This window comes from Aureispira sp. CCB-E, assembly GCF_031326345.1.
GTDB lineage: Bacteria > Bacteroidota > Bacteroidia > Chitinophagales > Saprospiraceae > Aureispira.
This window is the reverse complement of the sequence record NZ_CP133671.1, coordinates 5,978,300-6,002,646: the sequence shown is the minus strand read 5'-3', so window position 1 is coordinate 6,002,646 and position 24,347 is coordinate 5,978,300. Positions and strand designations below refer to the sequence as shown.

At 36.8% G+C, this 24,347-nt stretch carries 14 protein-coding genes; 8 read left to right on the top strand and 6 right to left on the bottom strand.

Annotated features, from left to right (window positions below; genetic code table 11):
• Nucleotides 1-430 precede the first annotated feature (430 nt).
• The 4 genes from QP953_RS23360 to QP953_RS23345 all read left to right on the top strand — a co-directional run bounded on the left by QP953_RS23360 (nucleotide 431) and on the right by QP953_RS23345 (nucleotide 8,912).
• Entirely contained in the window at nucleotides 431-1,012 is a 582-nt protein-coding gene (locus QP953_RS23360; RefSeq protein ID WP_309553128.1) for a carbonic anhydrase, read from the top strand.
• Between the two features lie 598 nt (nucleotides 1,013-1,610).
• Nucleotides 1,611-2,402, top strand: a complete 792-nt coding sequence (locus QP953_RS23355) for a DUF2490 domain-containing protein (protein WP_309553127.1) — start codon at nucleotides 1,611-1,613, stop codon at nucleotides 2,400-2,402.
• A gap of 1 nt (nucleotide 2,403) precedes the next feature.
• Nucleotides 2,404-3,846: a CotH kinase family protein gene (locus QP953_RS23350; RefSeq protein ID WP_063833061.1), complete on the top strand. Its 1,443-nt coding sequence runs from the start codon at nucleotides 2,404-2,406 to the stop codon at nucleotides 3,844-3,846.
• Between the two features lie 458 nt (nucleotides 3,847-4,304).
• The gene (locus QP953_RS23345) at nucleotides 4,305-8,912 is read left to right on the top strand and encodes a T9SS type A sorting domain-containing protein (protein WP_309553126.1); all 4,608 of its coding nucleotides are present in this window, start codon (nucleotides 4,305-4,307) and stop codon (nucleotides 8,910-8,912) included.
• A gap of 98 nt (nucleotides 8,913-9,010) precedes the next feature.
• Here QP953_RS23345 and QP953_RS23340 read toward each other — a convergent pair whose 3' ends face one another.
• The 6 genes from QP953_RS23340 to QP953_RS23315 form a co-directional block, all read right to left on the bottom strand.
• Nucleotides 9,011-9,580: a DUF421 domain-containing protein gene (locus QP953_RS23340; RefSeq protein ID WP_052595125.1), complete on the bottom strand. Its 570-nt coding sequence runs from the start codon at nucleotides 9,578-9,580 to the stop codon at nucleotides 9,011-9,013.
• A 55-nt stretch (nucleotides 9,581-9,635) separates the two neighbouring features.
• Nucleotides 9,636-11,351, bottom strand: a complete 1,716-nt coding sequence (locus QP953_RS23335) for an FAD/NAD(P)-binding protein (RefSeq protein ID WP_309553125.1) — start codon at nucleotides 11,349-11,351, stop codon at nucleotides 9,636-9,638.
• A 631-nt stretch (nucleotides 11,352-11,982) separates the two neighbouring features.
• Nucleotides 11,983-13,611 carry a sulfatase-like hydrolase/transferase gene (locus QP953_RS23330; RefSeq protein ID WP_309553124.1) on the bottom strand — a complete coding sequence of 543 codons (1,629 nt, stop codon included), beginning with the start codon at nucleotides 13,609-13,611 and terminating at the stop codon, nucleotides 11,983-11,985.
• A gap of 213 nt (nucleotides 13,612-13,824) precedes the next feature.
• Nucleotides 13,825-14,361, bottom strand: a complete 537-nt coding sequence (locus QP953_RS23325; protein WP_052595131.1) for a SelL-related redox protein — start codon at nucleotides 14,359-14,361, stop codon at nucleotides 13,825-13,827.
• Nucleotides 14,362-14,661: 300 nt separating this feature from the next.
• Nucleotides 14,662-15,231: a hypothetical protein gene (locus QP953_RS23320; protein ID WP_309553123.1), complete on the bottom strand. Its 570-nt coding sequence runs from the start codon at nucleotides 15,229-15,231 to the stop codon at nucleotides 14,662-14,664.
• 247 nt (nucleotides 15,232-15,478) lie between these two features.
• Entirely contained in the window at nucleotides 15,479-16,030 is a 552-nt protein-coding gene (locus QP953_RS23315; protein WP_052595134.1) for a hypothetical protein, read from the bottom strand.
• Between the two features lie 980 nt (nucleotides 16,031-17,010).
• Here QP953_RS23315 and QP953_RS23310 point away from each other — a divergent pair.
• From QP953_RS23310 to QP953_RS23295, 4 genes are all read left to right on the top strand, one after another.
• Complete coding sequence (locus QP953_RS23310; protein ID WP_309553122.1) at nucleotides 17,011-18,387, top strand: NAD-dependent succinate-semialdehyde dehydrogenase; 1,377 nt, start codon at nucleotides 17,011-17,013, stop codon at nucleotides 18,385-18,387.
• Nucleotides 18,388-18,816: 429 nt separating this feature from the next.
• Nucleotides 18,817-19,323: an HYC_CC_PP family protein gene (locus tag QP953_RS23305; protein ID WP_309553121.1), complete on the top strand. Its 507-nt coding sequence runs from the start codon at nucleotides 18,817-18,819 to the stop codon at nucleotides 19,321-19,323.
• Nucleotides 19,324-19,431: 108 nt separating this feature from the next.
• Nucleotides 19,432-23,115: an efflux RND transporter permease subunit gene (locus QP953_RS23300; RefSeq protein WP_309553120.1), complete on the top strand. Its 3,684-nt coding sequence runs from the start codon at nucleotides 19,432-19,434 to the stop codon at nucleotides 23,113-23,115.
• A complete protein-coding gene (locus QP953_RS23295; RefSeq protein ID WP_309553119.1) occupies nucleotides 23,112-24,347 on the top strand; it encodes a TolC family protein in 1,236 nt (411 codons plus the stop codon). Before QP953_RS23300 ends, QP953_RS23295 begins: the two co-directional genes overlap by 4 nt.

Below are 24,347 nucleotides of genomic sequence, written 5' to 3'. Positions count from 1 at the left end.
ATACTACTCCGTTGAAAATTGTATTAGTTTGATTATTAATAAAATATGAATCTACAGGTGTTTGTGGTAAAAAAAATGATAATCAAACTAATGCAAGATGCTTTTTTATGTTTTTACTTCGTGAGCCCACAGGTTCGTAGAAAAAATAAAAAACTAAGCTTGCGCCCTCACGACCGCAGGGAGCTACTACGAAGTAGCACCGCAAGTAATCAACGGAGTCTTATTTTAGTTTTACTAAATTTTTTTAGTTTTAGGATAAAACGTAATCTATGCAGCTTTTGTGGCGGGTTAAGACAAACAATAAGATAGTATCACTATAATTTATGAATTAATTACTATCTTAGTTCGATGCCTTTTGTGAGAGCAGTAGATGAATTATAATTCATCTAGTATAAAAAAACTATTATTTAATTAAATACACCAATATAAAATGGCAAATAATATATCTTGGCAAGATGCCTTAAATCGTTTAAAAACAGGAAATGCAAATTTTGTAGCAGATAGTTTGGATGGTAAACTTCAAAACTCTTCTCGTCGTAACGAATTAACTTCAGGGCAGGCTCCCTTTGCAATTATTCTTAGTTGTGCTGATAGTCGTGTTGTACCAGAATTATCATTTGATACTGGTTTGGGAGAATTATTTGTAATTCGAGTAGCTGGAAATGTTGCCAACACATCTACAATCGCTAGTATCGAATATGCTGTGGCACATTTAGGTGTCAATTTAATCGTTGTAATGGGACATGAAAGTTGTGGAGCAATCACGGCTGCATTAGCTGGAGGAGACAATGGTTATAACCTAAATCACTTATTGGGGCACGTAACTCCTGCTATGAGTGCTTCTGAAGATAAAAATGTTAACACAGTTGTAAAAGTAAACGCACATTTAACTTGTAAGCAATTGGTTTCTCGTTCTTCAATTATTGAGGATGCAGCTAAAAATAAAGGTCTAAAAATAGTTCCTGCATTTTATAACTTAGGGAGTGGTCAAGTAGATTTTATAGAGGAGTAAAGAAGGTTAACGGGAGTAAGTTAAAAAGGTATTACACAACGATTCTCGATTGTAAGGTGCCAATTAGAACAAAAGAATCATCGTCAAACTATTTTAAGATTGGCGATGATTTTTTTTTGAAAAAATTAATAAAAAATTCCAACCATTTATTAAAACAAGTTGTCATAGGATTGTTAAGAAAAACTAAAAACACAAGAAAAAGCGCTTACATATATGCAAGCGTTGGTTTCTTATTGTTTGAATAGTGGAATAGCAAACTAATCATGCTTTTATAGACTCTAACATAGTCCATTCCCAAGACTTGTTAGAGATAACCCTTACAAATTTTGATATTTGTAGGGGTTTTTGTTTTTATGTACGACAGTATGTTAATTAAAGATAAAATTGATGTTAATAATTTGTACTTTCGAAAGTTCCATTGATTTTAGATGAAACATTATGAATTGGCACTTCACAAACTAGCTTTCTTAGTTGGTTTGCTATGCTTAGTAATTTGATTGTCAATAGTTTTATTTTGAGGGTCAAAATGTAATCTATTGGTAGTTAAGTTGATATGGCGTTTAGGTGAATTAACGGATGCATAAAAATTGATGTTTTTATGATCGAACTAAAAGTTAGAAAAGATGAAGGACTAAATTTAAAATTACTACAAAAACAAAACATGATTAGATTAAAAAAAGGGAGAATACTATTTTTCTGGAGTTTGCTACTTTGGGGAATTGGTACCCAAACAGCTACGGCACAGGATGGTACGAATGTAGTGACATCTGATTTTGAGAGTTGGATTTCTGCAGGTATACGATTAAAAGTACACAAAAAATGGACTTTTGAGCTTAGCGAACAAATTCGATTTAATAGAAACTCTACACAAGTAGATCAGTATTTTACTAATTTAGCAATTGGTTATGAGCCGTTTAAGTTTATAGAATTTGGAGGAGCTTTTCGGTTTTCGCAATACAATGAAGGGGATGGGAGTTATAGCCCACATTACCGAATCAACGCAGATGTTACATTTAAGCACCAAATCAAGCGTTTTTCATTTGATTATCGTTTGAGATATCAATTTAGAAATGAGTTGGGAGTGACGAGCATAGAAGGAGATTATTTGAAGCATGGTTTTAGATTAAGGGCAAAAGCAAAGTATAACATCAAGAAAATTCCTTTGGAGCCTAGTTTTGCTGTAGAAATGTTTAGTGAATACGAAAAATATACATTACCTGTCGTTGATAAACTTCGATTTACAGCAGCATTAGCCTATGATTTTAAAAAGTATGGCAAGGTTAAATTGTTTTATAATTTGGAACAAGAGCTATTTACAGCTTATCCCAAAACAGTGGGAATTATAGGGTTAGGTTATGTTTATACTATTAAAATTAAAAAGAAGAAATAAGATGAAAAATAAATTTCAAGTATTGGTAATAATTGTAGGTTGTAGCTTGCTTTTTTCATCTTGCTACAAAGAAACATTTGTAGTGTCAGGAACAGGATTGGCAGATTGGACGGCAACAACGCATTCATCATCAGCTACTCCCGATTATGCTACGGTATTCAATCAAAACCAAGTTAATCGAGTGGATATAGTTATTGACGCACGTTATTGGACAATTATGGAGAACAATTTAAATGACATTTATGGCGGCAGCAGTACAAGCAGTGGAAATACTGGTGGAAGACCTGGTGGCGGTGGTCCTGGTGGCGGTCAAGGAGGAAACACAGGTGGAACGACTATTGGAGGAGGCGGAAATTTCTCTGAACAAACTCCTACATACGTGCCTTGCAATTGGTTTTTTAATGGCAAGCAGTGGTATAATGTTGGAATTCGTTACAAAGGAAATTCTAGTTTGGCTTCAGCCTATCAAGCAGGAAATGGAAAACTCCCATTTAGAATTAAGTTTGATTATTATGAAGATGAGTACCCAGAAATAACAGGACAAACTTTTTATGGATTTTCAGATCTTTCTTTGAGTAGTAATTATGATGATCAGTCTTTTATGAGGGAAAAAGTTGCTGCTGATTTGTTTAGAGAGTTTGGTGTTGCAGCTCCTCAAACGGCTTTTTATGAATTGTATATTGATTATGGAGAAGGACCTGTTTACTTTGGTTTGTATACTTTTGTAGAAGTTGTTTTTGATGCTATGTTGGCTAGCCAGTTTGGTAGTAATGCAGGAAATTGTTACAAACCTGATGGAGATGGTGCTGCTTGGTCTACTACTAATTTTAATATAACTGATTTTGAGAAAAAGACCAATGAGGCGACTGGAGATTGGTCTGATATCTGGTCGGTGTATAATGCCCTACACGCTTCTACCCGTAATACTAACACCACACAATATCAAGCTGATTTAGAAGCTGTCTTCGATGTAAATATGTTTCTGAAGTACTTGGCTGTCAATACAACCATTCAAAATTGGGATACTTATGGTAGAATGACGCACAATTACTACTTGTATAACAACCCTTCAAATGGCTTGATAACATGGATTCCTTGGGATAATAACGAAGCATTTCAAGAAGGTAAAATGGGAGGTTCTTTGGCTTTTGAATTAAACGATGCCTCCTTGGAAAGTTGGCCGTTGATATCCTATCTAATGAATCAACCAAAGTATAGAGCAATTTATGATGGATATATTGATAATTTTATTAACAGCACTTTTGAGCCAACAAAGATGCAAAATCAATATAATGCCATGAAGATTTTAATTGAAAGCTCTGTTAATAAGGAGATTAATGGATATACTTACTTGACAGGAAGTAGTAGTTTTGGTAATGCTGTTACGACTATTATTGATCATACTTCGACAAGGTATAATGCTGCTAATGACTATTTAAATTAGTATTAAAAATTTTTATAAATATAATAAAATAAATTTTTCTTTGTTTAAAAAAAAGGTTTTAGAAGGGCTATAATTTTTTTTTATAGCTCTCGGAAAAAAAAAATATAAAATACAAGATGTTCTCAAGTTACGGCCATGAGTGCATCTTGTATCTTTTTCTATGGTATTTTAATGATTGATAGGTGTAATGTGTTGTTACTTAAAGGTATTGGTTCTTTTATTTTAAATTTTTATTTTGTACTTTTATCAACGATAAATAAAAAAATAAAATAATTTATCAATTTTCCCCTCAAATAATAATATTTGATATTTGTTAAAGGGTTTAATAAAAAGTATTCAAAGTGAGTGCTTTTGTTTTACGTGTTAGTTTTGTTTTGAGAAAAAACAAAATAAGATGACAGAAATTCAATTCAATATTATTTGAGAAAATAACTTTTTACAACCAATACACCTCACTTATGAATCATCTTTACACCCTCAAGGGGTTAATGGCTATTGCCATTATCCTCCTTTGCTCTTTTTGTGCACCTATACAAGCATCACACATACCCGGAGCAAATATTACCTACACTTGTAATCCTGCCAATCCGCTAGAATACACATTCACTTTAACCGTTTTTAGACGCTGCCCTGGGACACACCCAACGACCATGCCTGCATCTTATTTTACTTTGACGAATGACTGTGGTTTGGTAAATCCCACCATACCTGTTTTTAATCAAGTAGGCACGGAGATAGATGTTAACCAATTGTGTAATAGTGCTACTTCCAACTGTAGTGGAGGAACGCAACCTGGAATTTGGAAATACACCTATGAAGCAACAATTATATTACCTGCAAATTGCAACGGTTGGCACTTGGAATATAGTTTGTGCTGTCGAGATGCTTCTAGCAATCTGAATGGTGGATCAGGAAATACGATGGTGACAACCACGACACTGAATACATCGTATTCTCCCTGTAATAATTCTCCTGTTGTTACGGCTCCACCAATTCCTTATGCTTGTACCAATACCAATTTTAATTATTGCTTGACAACTTATGACCAAGAAGGAGATAGTATGTCTTTTTCTTTGGTTGCACCTTTAAATTTAGGTCAGGCGCCAATTACTCATCAAGCTGGATTTTCAATTACACAACCTTTAAACAACTTTACACTAGACCCTCAAACGGGGTGTCTATCTTTAAATCATCCCAATGTTGGCAACTATGTTGTTGCTATTTTGATTAGGGAATGGGACTCCAATGGTAACATACTCACTGAAATTATTCATGATTTTCAAATTATGGTTATCAACTGTACAAATACACCACCTAATAATCCTGTAGGAGGAATTAGTAATTTTAGTGGCACAGGAACACAAACAGGTCCCAATACAATTGCAGCTTGTTTTGGTGATCAAGTCTGCTTTGATGTTGTTTTTGCGGATGTCGATGCAACCGATGTATTGACGATTACAACAGATGGAACCACATTGTTACCTGGAGCAACATTTACACAAACAGGCATAAATCCCGTTACAGGAACTTTTTGTTGGACATCTCAACCTGGCTATTTGAACGATGTCATCACGTTTACAGTACAAGATGACGGCTGCCCTGTTCTGGGAACATCTGGTTTCGCTGTCGATTTTGATATTACAACAGGGGTCTATGCTGGTCCTGATGTTACAATATGTGGGACACAAACAACGCAATTGCAAGCTTTCGGTGCCACCTCTTATACGTGGTCTCCTGCCGCAGGACTGAGTTGTACCAATTGCCCTAATCCGATTGCTAGTCCATCCTCCACCACTACATATACTGTTACAGGAAATTTAGTAGGAGTGTGTACGAATGTTTCTACGGTAACAGTAAATGTAGTTCCTGATTTTCCTCTAACATTGACACCAAGTTCAGCAACAATCTGTGCCAATGAATTGGTACAACTAAATGCTAGTGGTCCTGCTGCTAGAGGTCCGTTTACCTACAACTGGACACCAGCTTCGAGCTTAAATGACCCAGCTATAGGAAATCCCATCGCAAACCCTATCGTAACAACGAATTATACGGTAGATGTAACTTCTGCAAATGGATGTGTAATGACAGGAAATATTCCCATAACGGTTTCGGGAGTAGGGCCAACAGTAAATATATCACCCGTAGACACAACTATTTGTCCTGGAACATCGGCACAGCTTAACTCTACCGCAGTTATATACCCGTTGACTTGTGGCATTAGTTCGGGGTGTACGGGAACAACAACGCAGCCAATAGTAGGAACAGGAACCTCTGGGACAACAACGTATTCTCCTTTTTATGGATCAACATCGACAACATCCAATTATACCAAACGAATCCAATATATTTATACTGCTGCGGAGTTAAATGCGATGGGGTATTATGGAGGAACCATACGAGAATTGGCTCTATTTGTAACAACGTCAACATCATATAATTATGATGATGTTGAGATTTGGATGGGATGTACAAGTCAAGATGAATTTACGAATACTAATTTTGCAAGTACAGCAAGCATGACCCAAGTATTTGGTCCCACCAATAATATAAATTTAGCCAATAACAACTGGCACAACTTTAATATAACCGATTGGGATTGGGACGGAACTTCTAATCTAATCATTCAGTTCTGTTCTAGAGAGACAGGGGCGAATGGCTCTGAGTCTGTTCGTTATTCTAGTACCTCTCCAGCTTATCGTTGTATACAATATGCGACCACTTCCACCACAATTAATGCTTGCACCAATGCAACAGGGTCAAGATATACAAATAGAGCAGACATGCGCTTTACCATGTGTCAACAAGCAGCTACAGCACCTGTTTATAGTTGGTCGCCTGTCGCAAGCCTATCTGATCCAACGATTGCCAACCCAATTGCAACACCAACAGATACGACAACTTATTTGTTAAATGTAACAGATGGTGTGTCAGGGTGTACTGGTTCTGCTATCGCAACGATAAATGTCTTAGATTTACAGTTGGCAATGAATCCTACGGGACCTATTAATATGTGTGCAGGAGATCCTGCGGTGAACTTAAATGCTCAGTTATACGAAAATGGTGCTGTTGTTCCTCTTGGAGCAGCACAAGCTTATACAGAAGCTACTTCCGCTACTTTGCCAATGTGTTCTAATGTTACAGGGGGCGATCATACTGTAACATTTAATTCAGGAGTGCCGGATGCTTCAGGAAATGTTACGCTTACCTTATGTGTGGTTGGAGATTTTGGATCTTCTAGTGAAAGTTTTACAGTATATGGGGAAGGAGGTGTCAATTTAGGAACGTACAATGAAGTGACCGCAGGAGTAGCTTATAATGATTGTGGAACAACACCTTTGTGTAATACGATAACCATTACACAAGCACAATGGAACTTGTGGAATGTAGATGGGCAAGTTATTTTTACCATTGATGTTAATAATAATGTTAATAATTTCTGCTCAGTTGGCGGCGGAACATCGAATTCTTCTTGTATTACTAGTGCTGATGTTGCCTATACTGGTGTTATCGGAACAAGTTATATTTGGTCACCAACTCTAGGATTGAGTAATGCAAACATTCAAAATCCAACTGTTGCGCCATCAACAACAACAACTTATACCGTTACTTCTGTATTTGGTTCTTGTACGCTGACAGAAACAGTAGATGTTATCGTAGGAACACCCTCTACCACTCCTACTTTGTCACCTATCGTAGGAACACAGTGTCCTAATACAACAATGACACTTAATGCTGGAGGAGGAGTTGCAGGAGTTGGTTCTGCCATTCATTGGTATACTGGACCGAATGGGACGGGAACATGGCTAGGCACAGGAAGTGTTTATTCTTTTGTCCCTACTAATGGTCAGACCATATATATTCGCCGAGAGGGAGCTTGTAATATTACAACGGATGATTTTCAGACGATCAATTTAAAAGATTATGTCTATGGAGTAAATGCTATTTCAACAACTAATTATTGTACTGATGACAATGGTTGGCATCATTTCTATGATAACGACGAAATACTATTATCTATACAAGGAGATTTGACTGGTGCGCCTGCTGGATTTCCTGAGATTACAATATGGGACAATGGTACTTGGTATCAACAATCGCAAGGACCATTTACAGCTCCTTCTTGTGCTGCAAGCAACCTAACACCAGGAGAGGAATATTTTGAAATGGAGCGTAGTTGGAATGTTAATTTTGGAGGTGGAACACTAAACCCACCTTACAACGTACGTTTCTATTATGAAGCGTCTGAAAGGGCTGCGGTAGAGAATGCAGCAGCAAACTGGATGGCAACTTATCCTGCCTGTGGGTATTCTTACAAATATGCCAATCCTTTAGGGGCTTATTGGTTTAAGAATGTTGGCTCTAATTATACTGCTCCAGATTATGATGGACTTCATTTGACAGGGGTAGGAGGAGTGACTCCGAATGGAATTAATTATGGTCAATTTAATGGCGTTAATAGTTTTTCTGGTGGAACGCTAGGAATTACGCTTGTGCCTAATATTTTATTGCCTGTGCAGTGGTTGTATTTTGATGGAGAAACAGACGGCAAAGTCAATCATTTGCGTTGGGCAACAGAAGCAGAACAAAACTCAGAACGTTTTAATGTACAACGGAGTAAGGATGGAGTAACTTTTGAAACAATAGGAAGTGTCGCTGCACAAGGCAACTCAACAACAACAACTTATTATACATTTGATGACGAACATCCTTTTGAAGGGGCGAATTACTATCGCTTAGAATTGCTAGAAGCGAGTGGAGAAGCTAATTTGTCCAATACTATTTTATTAGTCATTGCTCCAGATAATTTGGGCTATAGTTTTTATCCCAATCCAACCGATAAACTTGTTTATTATCAATACGAAGCAACTAAAAAAGAAGCTTTACGAATAGAAGTATTGGATGTATTAGGGAAACAAGTATCGACTAAAAATGTATCGAGTGTCGTAGGCATGAATCGTATCCCTGTTGACTTGTCCGCTTATCCAAATGGAACTTATATGGTGCGTGTACATCATGAAGGGACAGCGCAGGTACATACTTCAAAAATTATTAAAAACAAAGAGTAAACAAGAGCTTGTTGCTAGGATTTTGTAGATTGCAAAATAGCAAATGCTTATACTCTAAATATGACAAAGGCAAGGCGTTAATGCTTTGCCTTTTGTTATTAGGTAGGGGCATTGGCTTTTTCTTCGAGGTCTTTTTTCAAACCTTCTGGTAGTCCTTGAACATCACTCAAAGAAAAACCAATTTCGTCCGAGTTTTCATTGGGAATGATACTCAATTTGGAATTGGTTTCTAAAACTATGGCATAAATTTGTTGAATGGATTTTAACCCCTTTTGGCGGATTGCTGCGTATATTTCTGGTTTTAGGATGCGTTCTTTTTTCATATTTTCATCTATAAATTTTCCTTCAAAGAGTAGTAATTGAGGCGTGGACTTAACAACTTCTCTCAACTGGTCTGAAGAGAACATCATTTTGGTCAAGATGTATTGAAGAATTAATAAAATAAGAACAGCAAGTCCTCCTTCTGTTACCGAAATATCTTTGAGAATAATCGTAGAGGCAACAATTGAACCAATCGACACGGTTACTACCCAATCAAAATTATTTAACTCAGAAGTAGAACGCTTGCCAAGTAGCCGAATATAAATGATAATTAAGGCGTATATAATTGCCGATGAAATGAGTATTCTTAGAATATCGACTGGTTGAGTACTAAAAATAGTTTCCATAATATGGGTGATTTTTGATTTTGTAGATATTGAAAAGAGTAAAATGATTAAAGAATTATAAAACGGCTTTGGATGCCCATTGATGGGAGCGTTCCCCAAAGCATTCTAATATGGCATCAACTCCAAGTACTGTGCCTTTGCACAATCTTCCCAAAACAGCGATAGGAAGTTGTTGACTGTTTTGTTGGGACAGGGCATAAGAATAACGATCTGTTATTAATCCAAGCTGATCATGTATTGGAGCGATCAACTCATCCTTTAGTAAGTGTCGAATAATAGGCGTAGAAACCTTTAATAGTTGTGGTGAGTCTAAGACGGTATCAATCATAACAGTTGCTTCTATTGATTGGTGATTGGATGATATTTGCCACCCTGTTTTAGATAAATTTATGCTAGGATTATGTACAAAGTCCAGATTCAAAAGCCCCTTATCCACTAAGGCAACGAGTTGTTGAATGCTATCAACAGGTGGTCCATAGGCATAGCGTTTCATGCGCTCGTCCAAAGTAATAATAGCTTGAGCAACCTCATTGGATAAATTGTGAAACGATAATTTTTTATAGAATGTTGGCTGACAGTGTCTCCAAACTTGCCCAATACAATAATCCAAGCTTATGGGAGCATTTCCTAAAGCCATTTCTATGTAATGCTGCATACTAATTACTGCTGCTTGATGCTTAGGGATGATCAACTCGTGTTGATAATCTAAATTGCCTAACCATAGTACAACTTGATTTTTAATGCTTTCAATACTTAATTGATGCGCTACAGATGAACTTAGCCTGCTAAAAATAGAAGCGGCAAGAGGAGCAAATGCTTGTATTAAAAAAAGATTATTTTCAATATTAGGCGCATGAGAGGACGAGGCTACATCCAATTCACGACTTAGATATTGAAGTTCTTCTGTTGTAGGCTTAAACCAATTATCAATTTCTTGATTTAAAGGCTTAGGAGCCATTGGAAGACCATCTAAAGAAAAGGGCACAAACTGTTTTGGAATATGTTTATTGCCTTCAAAATACACGGATTGATTCGTCTCATTTTTGACAAAGCGTCCGCCGAGCCCCTCTAAAATCCCCCTTACAACATCCATCATGGCTAAACCAAAGCCTCGCAATGCAATGGTACTATGCGTTGTAATAATAGAGTGATTTAAAAATTGTCGAATAGGGTAGCATTCTTTAAAAAGAGCAATAGAAGGTGTCTTGGTAGCAAAGCTTTGCCATTTTTCTATTTGCTGGTCCCAATCCGTTGGTTGATGCCCAATGGTCAATAAAATTTCATCCGAAGTATAAATACGACCATCTTCAGTTTTTAGGCTTGTAGCAGTCCCTTTTTTTATAACTTGTTGTACTTTTTTGGGGATGATTGACAAATGCCCTTCTTTTTGTAATGGTCCTGCTATTGACCAAAAGCGTTCTTGTAGATAGCGTCCCAATTTGGAACGAGGAGGGTAATAATCGGGTGATTGGGCAGGAGTAGCTGTATTATAATTAGTCCACTCGTGATATGATGGGAATGTAGGAATGTACTGCTGTTCTAATGTAATGGCTTGACGTGCTTCAATTTCAAGGAATCGTTCAGAAATATTTAGCCAATTACTGTCTGGCTGTTCTTGTGCATAAATAGGACCACAGCCAAGGTGCTCTGTGGCTTCAAAAAGCAATGTTTTAATAAGATATTTGGAACAATTTTGAGTATAAAGACACTCTAGGGCAGATAAGCCTCTTGGTCCTGCCCCTACAATAGCAATATGTTTAGTTGGTTTCATAAAAATGATTAAAATAATTGACTTTTATAAATCATTACTTCATGGAAAAATCGCATCAGTTTACCGTGTGAGGGCTTCGCCGTTGATTATCAATAGAGTATAATTTTGTTGCTTAGTTTCTTAAGTAGTTGGTAATCAATATTTTGTAAAGGTGCTTTTTTAGTTTTTTACAAAAAAGCTAAAAAACTAAGCTTGCCGAGTAGGCTTGTGCTAGTAGCACAAAAGCCCAAGTTCATGACCAGAGGGAACTAGCCTTGCGCTCTCATGAGCGAACCGAGCATAGCGAGCTCACGACCGAAGGGAGTAACAAAGCGAATAATAATCCACGACCACGAAGTAGCAGCGCAGCTAGTTATTGAAGTAGAGTTCACCGTAAGAAATAATCTTAGAAAAAAGAGGTGCAAAAGAATACTTACCAAGTAGAACGTAAATTATACTTGCTGTTGGCAGCCTAGAAAAGCTGGTTCTAGTTATTTGTAAATTCTTGTTGCATCATCGTTGTTAAAGCAAACTTTTGTATCCAGCCCTCAATGAATCAATTCAACCAATAAGAAAGCCACTATTATTTTAACCCCAAATTGCCTCCAATTGTTTTGAAGTAGTTTAGAACAAGCGTGCTAACTACTATATTTTATAAAGGGAAATAATAAACCGCTTGACCAGCATGTATTTCATAATCCATTACCCTTGGCCAATTACTAGGAATGAGTTTTTTTTCCCAGTTTTTAAAGTCGGTTTGAAGGGATTGCACAACAGCTGGGTGTTGATGGGCTACATTTTGTTGTTCGTGTTTGTCTTGGGCTAGATTATATAAAACGGTACGTTGAGCTAAGTCGTCTTGAATGAGTTTCCAATCGCCTTTGCGAACAGCCTTGTGGTATTCAGAACGCCAAAAGAGTGCTTCATGTGGTACTTTATCGTTATAAGTAGAGTCTAGCAAGTAGGGCATCAGATTAACCCCATCAAATTCTCGATCCTTAGGAAGGTTAACTTGAGCTAGTGCAGTACTTGTTGCAAAAATATCAAGCGCACTAACGGGTTTTTTGTAAATCATTCCTTGGGGAATTGTTCCTTTCCATTGCATCATAAAAGGAACATTAATACCTCCTTCAAAATTGGTGAATTTGCCTCCTTTTAGCGGACTGTTATCTGCGGCACCAGTATAAGTAGCGCCACCATTATCACTAAGAAAAATGACCAATGTATTTTCTTCTAAATGCAGCTCTTTTAGTTGTTGCATAATAGAACCTACCGCATCATCTAAAGCATGAATCATAGCATAATAAATCCGTTTTTCGGGAGATTCAATATGAGCGTATTGATCATAATAAGCTTTTGTTGCCTGAAAAGGAGTATGTGGAGCAGAAAAAGGGACATATACAAAAAATGGGTCGTCTTTGTGTGCTTTTATCCAAGCATTAGTTTCAGAAGCAATCTTGGTAGTCAAATAAGTATCTTCTTTGATAACTTGATCATTTTTTCGGATTGCACAGTTTCCCGTTCTACCTTTTCCCCAGATATGAGGATCTGAAAAATCAGATAGTTTTTGATTGATAATGCCTTCTTTGTCTTCAGGGGCGTACAAACTAAAGGCTTCGTAAAAACCATAATGGTAATCAAAACCTCGTTTGATAGGAATAGCTGTTTCGTTATACCCCATATGCCATTTGCCAATAGCTGCTGTATGGTAGCCTTTTGTTTTGAGAATTTCAGCTAGCGTAAATTCTGTAGGTGGTAGCCCTTGTTTGTGCATCGCTTCGAAAGTAGGGACAGCCCAATCTTCGTGTTGTGCTACTTTCCAGTCACCAGTATTAAGAAGGTTTGCATAGACAAAATATTCAATTCTATTTTTGGGATAACGTTCGTGTATGTTGATTTCAAAGCCAAAACGTTGTTGATAACGTCCCGTGATAAGACCTGCTCTTGAAGGGGCACAGATTGGAGAAGAAATATAACCTTCTTTGAAGGTCACACCATTCGCACCAATAGCATCTATGTGTTTTGTGTGGACGTGTTGCCCACCATATCTAGACACATCCATAAGACTTAGATCATCCGCCAAAATGACTATAATGTTAGGCAATGGGGTAGAGTCTGAGTGCGTTTGTTGTTGTTGGAGGTAACGATGACGATAATCTATTTTGTCTTTGTCGAAGACAATATTGTATTTAGGATTGCCCATTGGCCAGAAACCAAAAATCAATAGAGGAATGAGAATTCCAACTCCGATGCCTAAACGAATTTTAGTTCTTTTTTTCATTAAATATAGAATGAGTAGTTCGTTGCGGATTGCATGAATAGTTTCTTTGTGGTATTAGTAATAGTCAAATAGGCTATTATTTAGTGAACTCTATGTTGCTACTACGTGGTTTCAACGAACTATTGAGAATGAGAGCGAGAATATTTTATAACGACACAAAAAAGCCTTTCACTTTTACAACAGTAAAAGTGTCTAATCCTATTGGTAGGTGTATTAGTTGCTTTGAGAAGCGTCAGACCTTAATAATTTTGTCATAGCTAAATAATCAGGTTGATCCGATGCCGATTTGTGAATGAAACTATTAATTATTTTACCTTCTTTAAGCAAGAAAACACCAGGCATTTGCTTCATGTTTCCTAATGGTTTTTTAGTTTCAAAGCCAAATTTTAACCCAATTGCCCGAGACCAAACTTTGAGGCCATAAAGTTCACTAAATGTTCCTTTTTGCAGACCAAAATACTCATAAAGTGTCATATCTGGATCAGAGACATGTTCCTCTGACTCTAGGTTATACTCTTTTAAGTATTGCTCCCCATAAATTTCTTCTGCCATATGGACAAAAACCAATTTAATGTTGAGGCGATCCAATTCGTCTTTGATGTTTGCAAAATCATTTAGAGCTTCTCTACAAAATACACAGCCAAAATGACGCAAGAAAACTAACATAACAGTATTTTCTTCTGTTATGGTTCTCAGATCATTACCTTCGTTTGTGAAGATGGCTTCTAGTATTTCTAATTCTAAATTCATGTTTTATTCATTTTGTATATACAAGGTACTTAAAAAATATAAAAATAGAAAGGCTATTAAGGTAATTTTAACGAACTCTCTTTTTCACTTGTAGCTTTAAATAAACAGATGTAGATAGAGAATGATTCCCTTTTTTTGAATTGCTATTGAACTTAGCGCTTGGAGGATAAGGCATTAAAAATAAGAAAGCATTGTTTGGGATAGATTCCAAAACAATGCTTTCTTGTATTTTTTATTGGTCAATGCCACCTCAATTGGTTTTGGGCATTTTGATTGAACAGAATGTAACGGACTAATTGCTTATTTTTCAGTATCAGCTATAGCAGTACTAGTTGATTCAGGAACTTCTTTGACATGAACCATCAATACATGTTCAACCATAGAGACTTCTCGTGCTGCCTCAATAGGATCTTCTAGAATTTCTTTAGGTTCCATGACAATTCCTTCGTTAGCATCATCAATAGCAAATTGTTGAATAATCTGTAAATTGTAAGATTCCATTAAACCATTAAGGTGGTCATCCCCAGTAATACTGAATTCACCAGAGCTAAAAATTTGTGCCCATGGAGCATTGGCTTCATAAAGTACAACCAAACTAACTTTCTTATCAGCAAGGCTGGCAAGGTCTTCTAATTCTAAGCTAACTTTTCCTTTTTCAAAAGATGCTAGACTCTTGTAGTAATAAGCTTTTGCAGCGACTTTTTTCTTGACCGTTCTAGTTCCCAACGTAGAGGTGTCAATGATAGATGAATCGGCTTTTGTTGTTGTGTCGGTAGTATTTGAAGCTTCATTGTTTGTACAAGCAACAACAACTAAGGATAGTAAAGAAGCAACAACAGCGAATACCAATAAAGTTTTTATACGTTTCATTCTAAGTTATAATTTTTAATACTTTACTTTCTATATTAAAAGACTGGGGACAAAATCAAAAAATTATTGGTAAAGTAAATGATTAATGGAATATGTTTTGAAGTTGTTTAAAATGGGATTTAGATATTAGTTTATTTTTAAACAAGTTCATGTATACAGAGGACGAAAGTACGTTTTTTTTTAATAGCAATAAAGCCATTACTCTGTAGAATAATGGCTTTATGGTTATCGCGCTGCGTACTACAAATTAATTTACGTCAGCTGTTGTATTAAGATCTTCTTCTTGAGGAACTTCTTTAATTTGTACCATTAGTACATCTTCGACTAAAGACAGTTCGCGTGCTGCTTCTACTGGATTTTCTAAAAGTGCATTAGGTTCTAGAACCAATCCTTCGTTATCTTCATCAATAGCAAATTGTTGAACAATATCCAATTGGTAAGAAGCCATCAATCCATTAAATGTATCGTTTCCTGTTTGGTCGTATTTTCCTGTATTAAAGATCTCTGCCCAAGGAGCATCCGCTTCATACAAAACGACTAAATTTACTTTTTTGCCTTCTAGCGTAGCTAATGTAGAGATGTCAACATCTGCGTAACCTTCTTTGAAGGTTGCCAAGCTATTGTAATAGAAAGCTTTAGCTGCAATTTTGCTAGAAGCACTACGAGTATTGATTTCGGTTGACTCTACATCTGTTGTATTAGCGTCTGCAGTTTCTGTTTGGTCGCTAGAACAAGAAACTACCATAATAGATAGAACAACTAAGAGACCATATGTAAGGAGATTATTTAGGACTTTCATGTAATAATTGATTTGATGCGTTATAAATCTTTAAAAACTTAGTTTAATTGTACGGTTCTATGGGCTTAATGTTTTTTGTCTTGAGAATGTTACCATTTAAAGGCATTTTTCTAGCAATTTTTTTTGTAAATGATTTAATAAGGATTCCTCCATGCTTGCCAAGAAGCTCAAGTTTATATAAGAAAGATGCTACCTTTTAAGATAGAATTGTTTTCTTTGCCTTTTGATGTTTCAAATACGATAAAATAAAGATAGAAAGGAGCAAACTCTATTGAACTTATGTATAAACACAAAAATACGGATTTAAACTTTTTATGTGTCGAAAAATGACATTTTTATTCTTCTTATGGCTGTTTTTCGCCCTTTTATGACAGATTTGTTGTTCAAAAACAACATTTAATAACATTGCTCATGGAGCTAAATTGTTTTTTTTAGAAAGGGGAGGTAAATATTTGAGTTGGGGTGTTTCCCAAATTACTGCTTAAACTTGTTATTCTTGATACTGGTGGAAAGATACTTGTAGCATACCAAGAAAACAAAATGCCTTGTGGAATTGTTCTAAATCTAAAGATTTGCAAAGACATAAGATTTTTGAACATAAAAAAGCTCACTCAGATTTGACGTACAAAAATACACTGGTTTGATATGTTATTGAGCCAATAAAGTTTAAAATTATTACAATAAAAAAAGTGAAAAGAGGTAGTTTGTTAAAGGTAGAACACTTGAAAGAAGCGAGTGTACAGGTGCACTAAACTAAGGAGCATTTGTTGTCGCTAAGAAAAACATTCCTCTGTTGAAACCATATAGTAGCAGTGTAGCAAACTAAGCAAAGCGATCTCACGAAGTAAATTATATTAGTTTGATTAGCTGTTGTTGTTGGTAAATTGTTGACAGTTAAGTTATATGTATATCAACGATGAATGAATGCTTATTACGGCTTAATGGGAGTTAACAAACTACTATAAAAAGAACGATATATTATGAACGCAACAGAAACAATCGTGAGAACGATTAATCCTATTGATAATCAGGTGCTAAAAGAATATAGTTTAGAAACTTGGGATGAAGTAAAAGCAAAATTGGAGCAGTCAGAAGCTGCCTTCCATCAGTGGAAGCGACAATCTTATGCCCAAAGAGCAGCTTTTTTTGTGAAAACAGCTGAAATTTTAGAAGCGAACAAAGGAAGTTATGCGAAACAGATGACTTTGGAGATGGGAAAACCAATTACGCAAGCTGTTTCGGAAATAGAAAAATGTGCCTTGGTTTGCCGATTTTATGCAGAAAATGCCGATGATTTCTTAGCGGATCAACCTATTAAAACAGAGTTTACAAAAAGCTATGTGACCTATCAGCCATTGGGAACGATTTTGCAAGTAATGCCTTGGAATTTTCCTTTTTGGCAAGTATTTCGTTTTGCGGCTCCAGCTCTTATGGCAGGTAATGTTACCATTTTAAAGCACGCTTCTAATGTCATTGGTTGTGGTGAGTTGATTCATCAAATATTTGAAGCGGCTGGTTTTCCTAAAGGCGTTTTTCAACATGTGATTATTGATAGTGATTTGGTAGGAGATATTTTGGCGCAAGATATGGTACAAGGTGTTGCTCTAACGGGAAGTGTTCCTGCAGGAAAGGCAGTAGGAGAGTTGGCAGGCAAAAACTTGACAGAATGTGTCCTTGAATTAGGTGGTTCTGATCCTTTTATTGTCTTGAAGGACGCTGATTTACCACAAGCGGCTAAAATTGCTGTTCAGTCGAGAATGCACAATACGGGGCAAACCTGTATTTCTGCCAAACGGCTTATTGTAGAAGAAGCCGTTGCAGATGAATTTATGAAACTTCTAAAAGAGGAAATGCAACAATTGGTAGTTGGAGACCCGATGGATGAAGCAACTAGAATTAGTGTTATGGCTCGAATGGACTTGGCAGAAGAGTTGCAAGAGCAAGTCAATAAATCCATTGATATGGGAGCTATTGTAGAATTCTCTGGAGGACACAAAAAAGGTACAAATTATTTTTATCCGATGCTATTGAGTAATGTGAAAAAGGGAATGCCTGCTTATGAAGAAGAATTGTTTGGACCTGTCGGTGTATTTTTTGTTGTTAAAAATACAACAGAAGCAGTAGCTTTGGCTAATGATTCTATTTTTGGATTGGCAGCAACAGTATGGTCAGAAGACGAAGAAAAAGCAATTGCTGTGGCTCACCAACTAGAAGTAGGAGCTGTGGCAATTAATAAATTGATGAGCTCTGATCCCAGAATTCCATTTGGAGGAATAAAACAGTCGGGGGTTGGTCGTGAACTGGGGCGAGAAGGAATTTTAGGTTTTGTTAACAAAAAATCAGTAGTTGTCAAATAACAATAGTTAGCTGCGCTGTTACTACGTGGTCGTTGAAAAACTTTATTATTTTGATAATTAATAAGTTATAGTTTTTACTGTGTTTTGTGTTAAAAAATTGATTATCAACTGCGTAGCACTCATGCAATACCACGAAGTAGCACCGCAGGTAACTAAGCGAAGCGATCTCATAAAATACCACGCAGTAGCAGCGAAGCTAACTAAAAGCGCAGCGCTCACGAAGTAATCAACGAACTACTAAAATAAGAAATAGCACATTTTATAGGGTTCTCCATATTGGTTTAGAGACATGGGGAACCTTTTTTAGTTTTAATTAAATGTTAATCTAAACTGGATTAAAATTTTTTAGTTACTTTTATGCGTAATTAATAGAAATAGTAGTTGGTTAAGTTTATAAACAACTCTTTTGTACTACTAAGCAGAAATCACTTGGCAAACGTAGTTTTTTGTGGTGTTGCTGCGTGGTTTCAGCAGATTATTACGGAAACGATCAAATCAATCATGTTAATACAATTGCTCCATATCATCAATCTGATCACCTTGTTGTTTTCTACAACAGGGGTATTGGCGCATCAGCATTATTGTCAAGATAAATTAAAAACCGTATCCTTCTACACAACTACAAAAGACTGTTGTAAAAAACAAAAAAAAATAACGCAGCACTGTTCTACAAAAACTCCTCAAATAGGTAAGAAGAAATGTTGTGAAAATAAGACCATTTTTAGTGTTGATAGCAGTGCGCAACAACTTCTAGATGTTGACAAGAATTTAAGCACTCCTTGGAGCTTTGCATATATCCCAATTATTCATTATTGTATAGAGCCAGTCGTTCAGCCCATTTATTGGGATGCGCAAGAGAAATGGCAGTATTGTACTTATAAAGCACCTCCCAATCAGGTAGCTACATATCTGTTATTTTGTTCTTTTTTGTGTTAGAGATTAGATTTTGACTATAAGTTTTAGAAAACTTATACGTATACTTAATGTATAGGTATAAGGTGTTTTTAATGTACTTGATGCTCATCAAGTGTCAAAATCTAGAATATGTTAGATAAATTAATTTTATTTTTCCTAAAAAATAGATTGATTACCTTTCTATTGGTACTATTAACTATTGTTTGGGGAGTGGTAACAATGCCATTTGATATAGACAAATATTTCTTGCCAAATGACCCTGTTGCTGTGGATGCCATTCCAGATATTGGAGAGAATCAACAAATTGTTTTCACCGCTTGGAATGGTCGATCGCCACAAGATATAGAAGACCAAATTACGTACCCGCTTACGACAGCTTTGTTAGGCATCCCAGGTGTGCGAACCATTCGAAGCAACTCCATGTTTGGTTTTTCTAGTATTTATATCATTTTTGAAGAAGATATAGAGTTTTATTGGAGTCGTTCTCGCATCTTAGAAAAGCTGAATTCCTTGCCCAATGGCTTGTTGCCAAACGAAGTACAACCGAGCTTAGGACCAGATGCCACTGCTTTGGGGCAAATCTATTGGTATACAATAGAAGGCAGAGATGAGCAAGGTGTGGCAACAGGTGGGTGGGACCCACAAGAGTTGCGGTCGATACAAGATTTTTATGTGAAGTATAGCCTAGCATCCGCAAGTGGGGTATCTGAAATTGCTTCTATTGGGGGCTATGTCAAAGAGTACCAAGTTGATGTTGATCCCAATCAATTAATAGCGTATGATATAACATTAAATCAAGTAATTGAAGCTGTTCGGAATAGCAACTTAGACGTTGGTGCCAAAACTTTGGAGGTCAATCGTGTAGAGTATTTTGTTCGAGGCTTAGGTTATATCAAAAGTGTGCAAGATTTAGAGGAATCGGTTATTACTCATAGAAACAACAACCCTATTTATGTAAAGGATATAGGAAGGGTTGTTTTGGGACCCGCCGTTCGCAGAGGAATATTGGATAAGAGCGGGGCAGAGGTAGTTGGAGGAGTCGTTGTGGCTAGATACGGTGCCAATCCGCTAGAAGTAATTGATAATGTAAAAGCAAAAATCAAGGAATTAGAGCATGGTTTGCCGAGTAAAACCTTAGCAGATGGAACCGTTTCCAAATTGCGCATTGTGCCATTTTACGATCGGAGTCACTTGATAAAAGAAACAATAGGTACCTTGCAAGAAGCGCTTACATTGGAGATGTTGATTACCATTATTGTCATTATTATTTTACTCCTAAATTTAAAAGCTTCTATCTTAGTTTCAAGCTTATTGCCCATTGCTGTGCTAATGTGTTTTATTGCCATGCGTTATTTGGGGGTTGATGCGAATGTTGTTGCTTTATCAGGTATTGCCATCGCCATAGGAACCATGGTCGATATGGGAATTGTGCTTTCCGAGAATATTGTAGAGAATATAGAAAAGGCACCAGCCTCAGAATCTAAAATAGAAACGATTTTTAAAGCAACAAAAGAGGTCGCTTCTGCTATTATTACGGCTGTTGCGACAACCATCATTAGCTTCTTACCTGTTTTTACAATGGTAGCAGCAGAAGGAAAATTGTTTCGTCCTTTGGCGATGACAAAAACTTTTGCTCTGTTGGCTTCTATATTGTTGACAGTAATTGTTCTGCCTACATTTGCCTATTGGATTTTTGAAAAAAAAGGTGCTTCATCCAAGCGTTTCTTGAAAGTATTTTTATACCTCTCCTTAGCCTTGTTGGGAGGTGTCGGTTTGGTATTTGGGCAATATTGGGCAGGGGCAATAGCTATTCTTATTGCTAGTATGGAGTTATTGGCAATGAATGCACACCGCTTGCCTCAATCGCTTCAATGGTTGGGTAATAATGGCAAAAACTTCATTTATGCTTTAGTTTTAACTTATTTCTTAGCGATAGAGTGGATGCCTTTAGGGGGGAGTTATTCTGATTTTAGTAACTTTTTACTAACAAGTATTTTGATTGCCTTAATACTAGGTTTTTTCCAGTTGGTTATTGTTAGCTATGAAAAAATATTACGCTTTTGTCTGCGATACAAACTGCTGTTTTTTTTGCTGCCCATCCTTATTATTCTAATGGGAACCAACGTATACCGCCAAACACAAACGGAGTTTATGCCAAGTTTGGATGAGGGCGCTTTTTTGTTGATGCCAACTAGTATGCCCCATGCAGGCATGGAAGAGAATCAGGAAATTATTCGATTGTTAGATATGGCAGTGGCTTCTATCCCTGAAGTAGATGGAGTGGTTGGGAAAGCTGGTCGGGTAGAATCGGCTTTGGATCCTGCGCCTATGTCTATGTTTGAGAACATTATCAATTATAAATCAGAATATAAAACCAATGAAAATGGGCAAAAGATACGATTTAAGGTTGATCGGAAGAGACATTTTGTCTATGATCAATCGGGAGCGTTAATTCCTGATAAAAATGGTCAATATTTTAGGCAGTGGAGAGAGCATATAAAATCTCCAGACGATATTTGGAACGAAATTGTTGCTGCGACCAAAATACCTGGGGTAACACCAGCCCCTAAATTACAACCCATAGAAACTAGGTTGGTGATGTTGCAAACAGGAATGCGTGCGCCAATAGGTCTCAAAATAAAAGGACCAGACCTGAAAACCATTCAAGACTTCGGATTCAAGTTAGAAGCATTATTAAAAGAAGTCGACGGGGTCAAAGCAAAGGCTGTTTTTGCCGACCGAATTGTCGGAAAACCTTATCTGGAAATTGATTTTGATCGAAAGGCACTAGCTAGGTATGGATTAAAAATAAAAACGGTGCAAAACTATGTTCAAGTAGCCATTGGAGGGATGGTTTTGTCACAAACCGTAGAAGGACGAGAACGCTATGGCATTCGAGTGCGGTATCCTAGAGCACTGAGAAAAGACCCTGATGCTATTCGAAAGCTTTTAATTCCTATAGATGGAGATACCGAAATACCTTTGGAGGATGTCGCAACAATCAACTATGAGCAAGGACCTCAGGCAATAAAGAGCGAAGATGGTTTTCTGACAGGTTATGTTTTGTTGGATAAAGAAGCTGGCTTTTCGGAAACTACGGTAGTTGAAAATGCTCAAAACTATATTCAAGAGCAAATCAAGAGTGGTCAATTGACTGTACCCGCAGGAGTTAGTTATCGTTTTGCGGGAAATTATGAAAATCAAGTTCGAGCGAATAAACGTTTGGCGATTGTCATGCCCATTGCCTTACTATGTATTTTCTTAATCCTGTACCTTCAATTTTCTTCTGTAGCACTTTCTTTAATGGTTTTTATGGGGGTGATTATAGCTTTCTCAGGAGGCTTCATCATGATTGGACTGTACAACGAAGATTGGTTCTTGGATGCGACAATTGGGGGAACAAATTTGCGTGATCTATTCCAAATTAACCCCATTAATTTAAGCGTTGCTGTTTGGGTTGGTTTTTTAGCTCTGTTTGGTATCGCTACAGACGATGGGGTGTTGGTTGGAACTTATTTGCAGCAATCCTTCAAGGATAACGAGCCTCAAACAGTATCTGAAATCCGAGCTGCTGTGCTAGAGGCGGGGTGCCGAAGGGTACGTCCCGCAATGATGACGACTGCTACGACTATCTTGGCTTTGTTGCCTGTCTTAACTTCTAGTGGTCGTGGATCAGATATTATGATTCCAATGGCAATTCCTTCTTTTGGGGGGATGGTCATCCAAATGATAACCATGTTTACAGTGCCTGTTTTATTTTGCGCTTGGGCTGAATTGAAATTATATAGAAGAACTAAAAAAGAGGGCTTATGAGATATTTAATTGTAATAATTTGCCTCTGTATAGCGTGGTCGTTAACAGGGCAAAATTTTGAAACGTACTATAAGGCTGCGGTTAACAACAACCCCCAACTCAAAGCTACTTTTAATCAATATTATAGTACAAAAGAAAGAAGTACACAGGTAAAATTGCCACCGCCTTCCGTGGCTTTAGGCGTGTTTGTGCTTCCTGTTGAAACTAGATTGGGAGCGCAGCGATTTAGGCTAGGAGCAACACAAATGTTTCCTGCTTTTGGTGCTTTGAAAGCAAAAAAAAGTTTGATTCATGAACAGGGGTTGTTGAAGTTACAAGAGGCACAAGTTATTCGCAATCAGCTTTATTTTAATTTGCGTGATATTTGGTACCAAGCTTCTGAAATCAAAGCACTAACTAATGTCGAATGGCGCAATCTAGAGTTATTAAAAACTTTAGAAAAATTGGCATTACAAAAGGTTGAGAATGGACAGGGCAGTCTAGCAGATGTTTATCAAATAAAAATGGAGCAGAACAATCGAGTGGCAAAAATAGAGCTGTTGGAGAACAAATTACCTGTCTTGGAGCTTGCGTTTGCTCAACTTGTAAAAGAGGATAGTTTGCCTTTCCCTGCAACAATGGATACCATCACATTGCGACAGTTGACCTACCCAAAGGATTCTTTGATGGTTTGGATGCGTCACCAAAACCCACAAATGGGGTTGTTAGAGGCTCAAAGAAGGGTTGCCAACCAAAAAATGATGGTTCAAAAAACTAAAAATAGACCAACGTATGGGGTGGGCTTAAATTATACTTTTTTGACCAAAAGAACGGATGCCAATCCTCCTCAAAATGGGCAAGGCATTTTGATGCCTACCTTTAGCATTCAAGTGCCTATTTATAAAGATCAAAATCAAGCTAGGGTGAAAGAAGTGGTCTTTGAGCTAAAAGCTTTGGATTACCAAGAGGAGCATTTAATGGATAATTTAGAAGTGCAATTAGAAAATATGTTGACTTCTTACCGAGCGGCACAAATCAACCTGAAGCATTATCGAGCGCAAATTGCTTTTACACAGAAAACCTTAGATCTGTTATTAGCAGAGTATAGTGTTGATAATAAAAGTATTGATGAAATACTACAGTTAGAGCGAAGCTTGCTGAATTATCAACAAAAATTGATCGAGTATTCTATTGTACAAAATAGAGCTCTAATCGGTCTAGAACAATTATTTGCACAACCTTTATTCAATTGA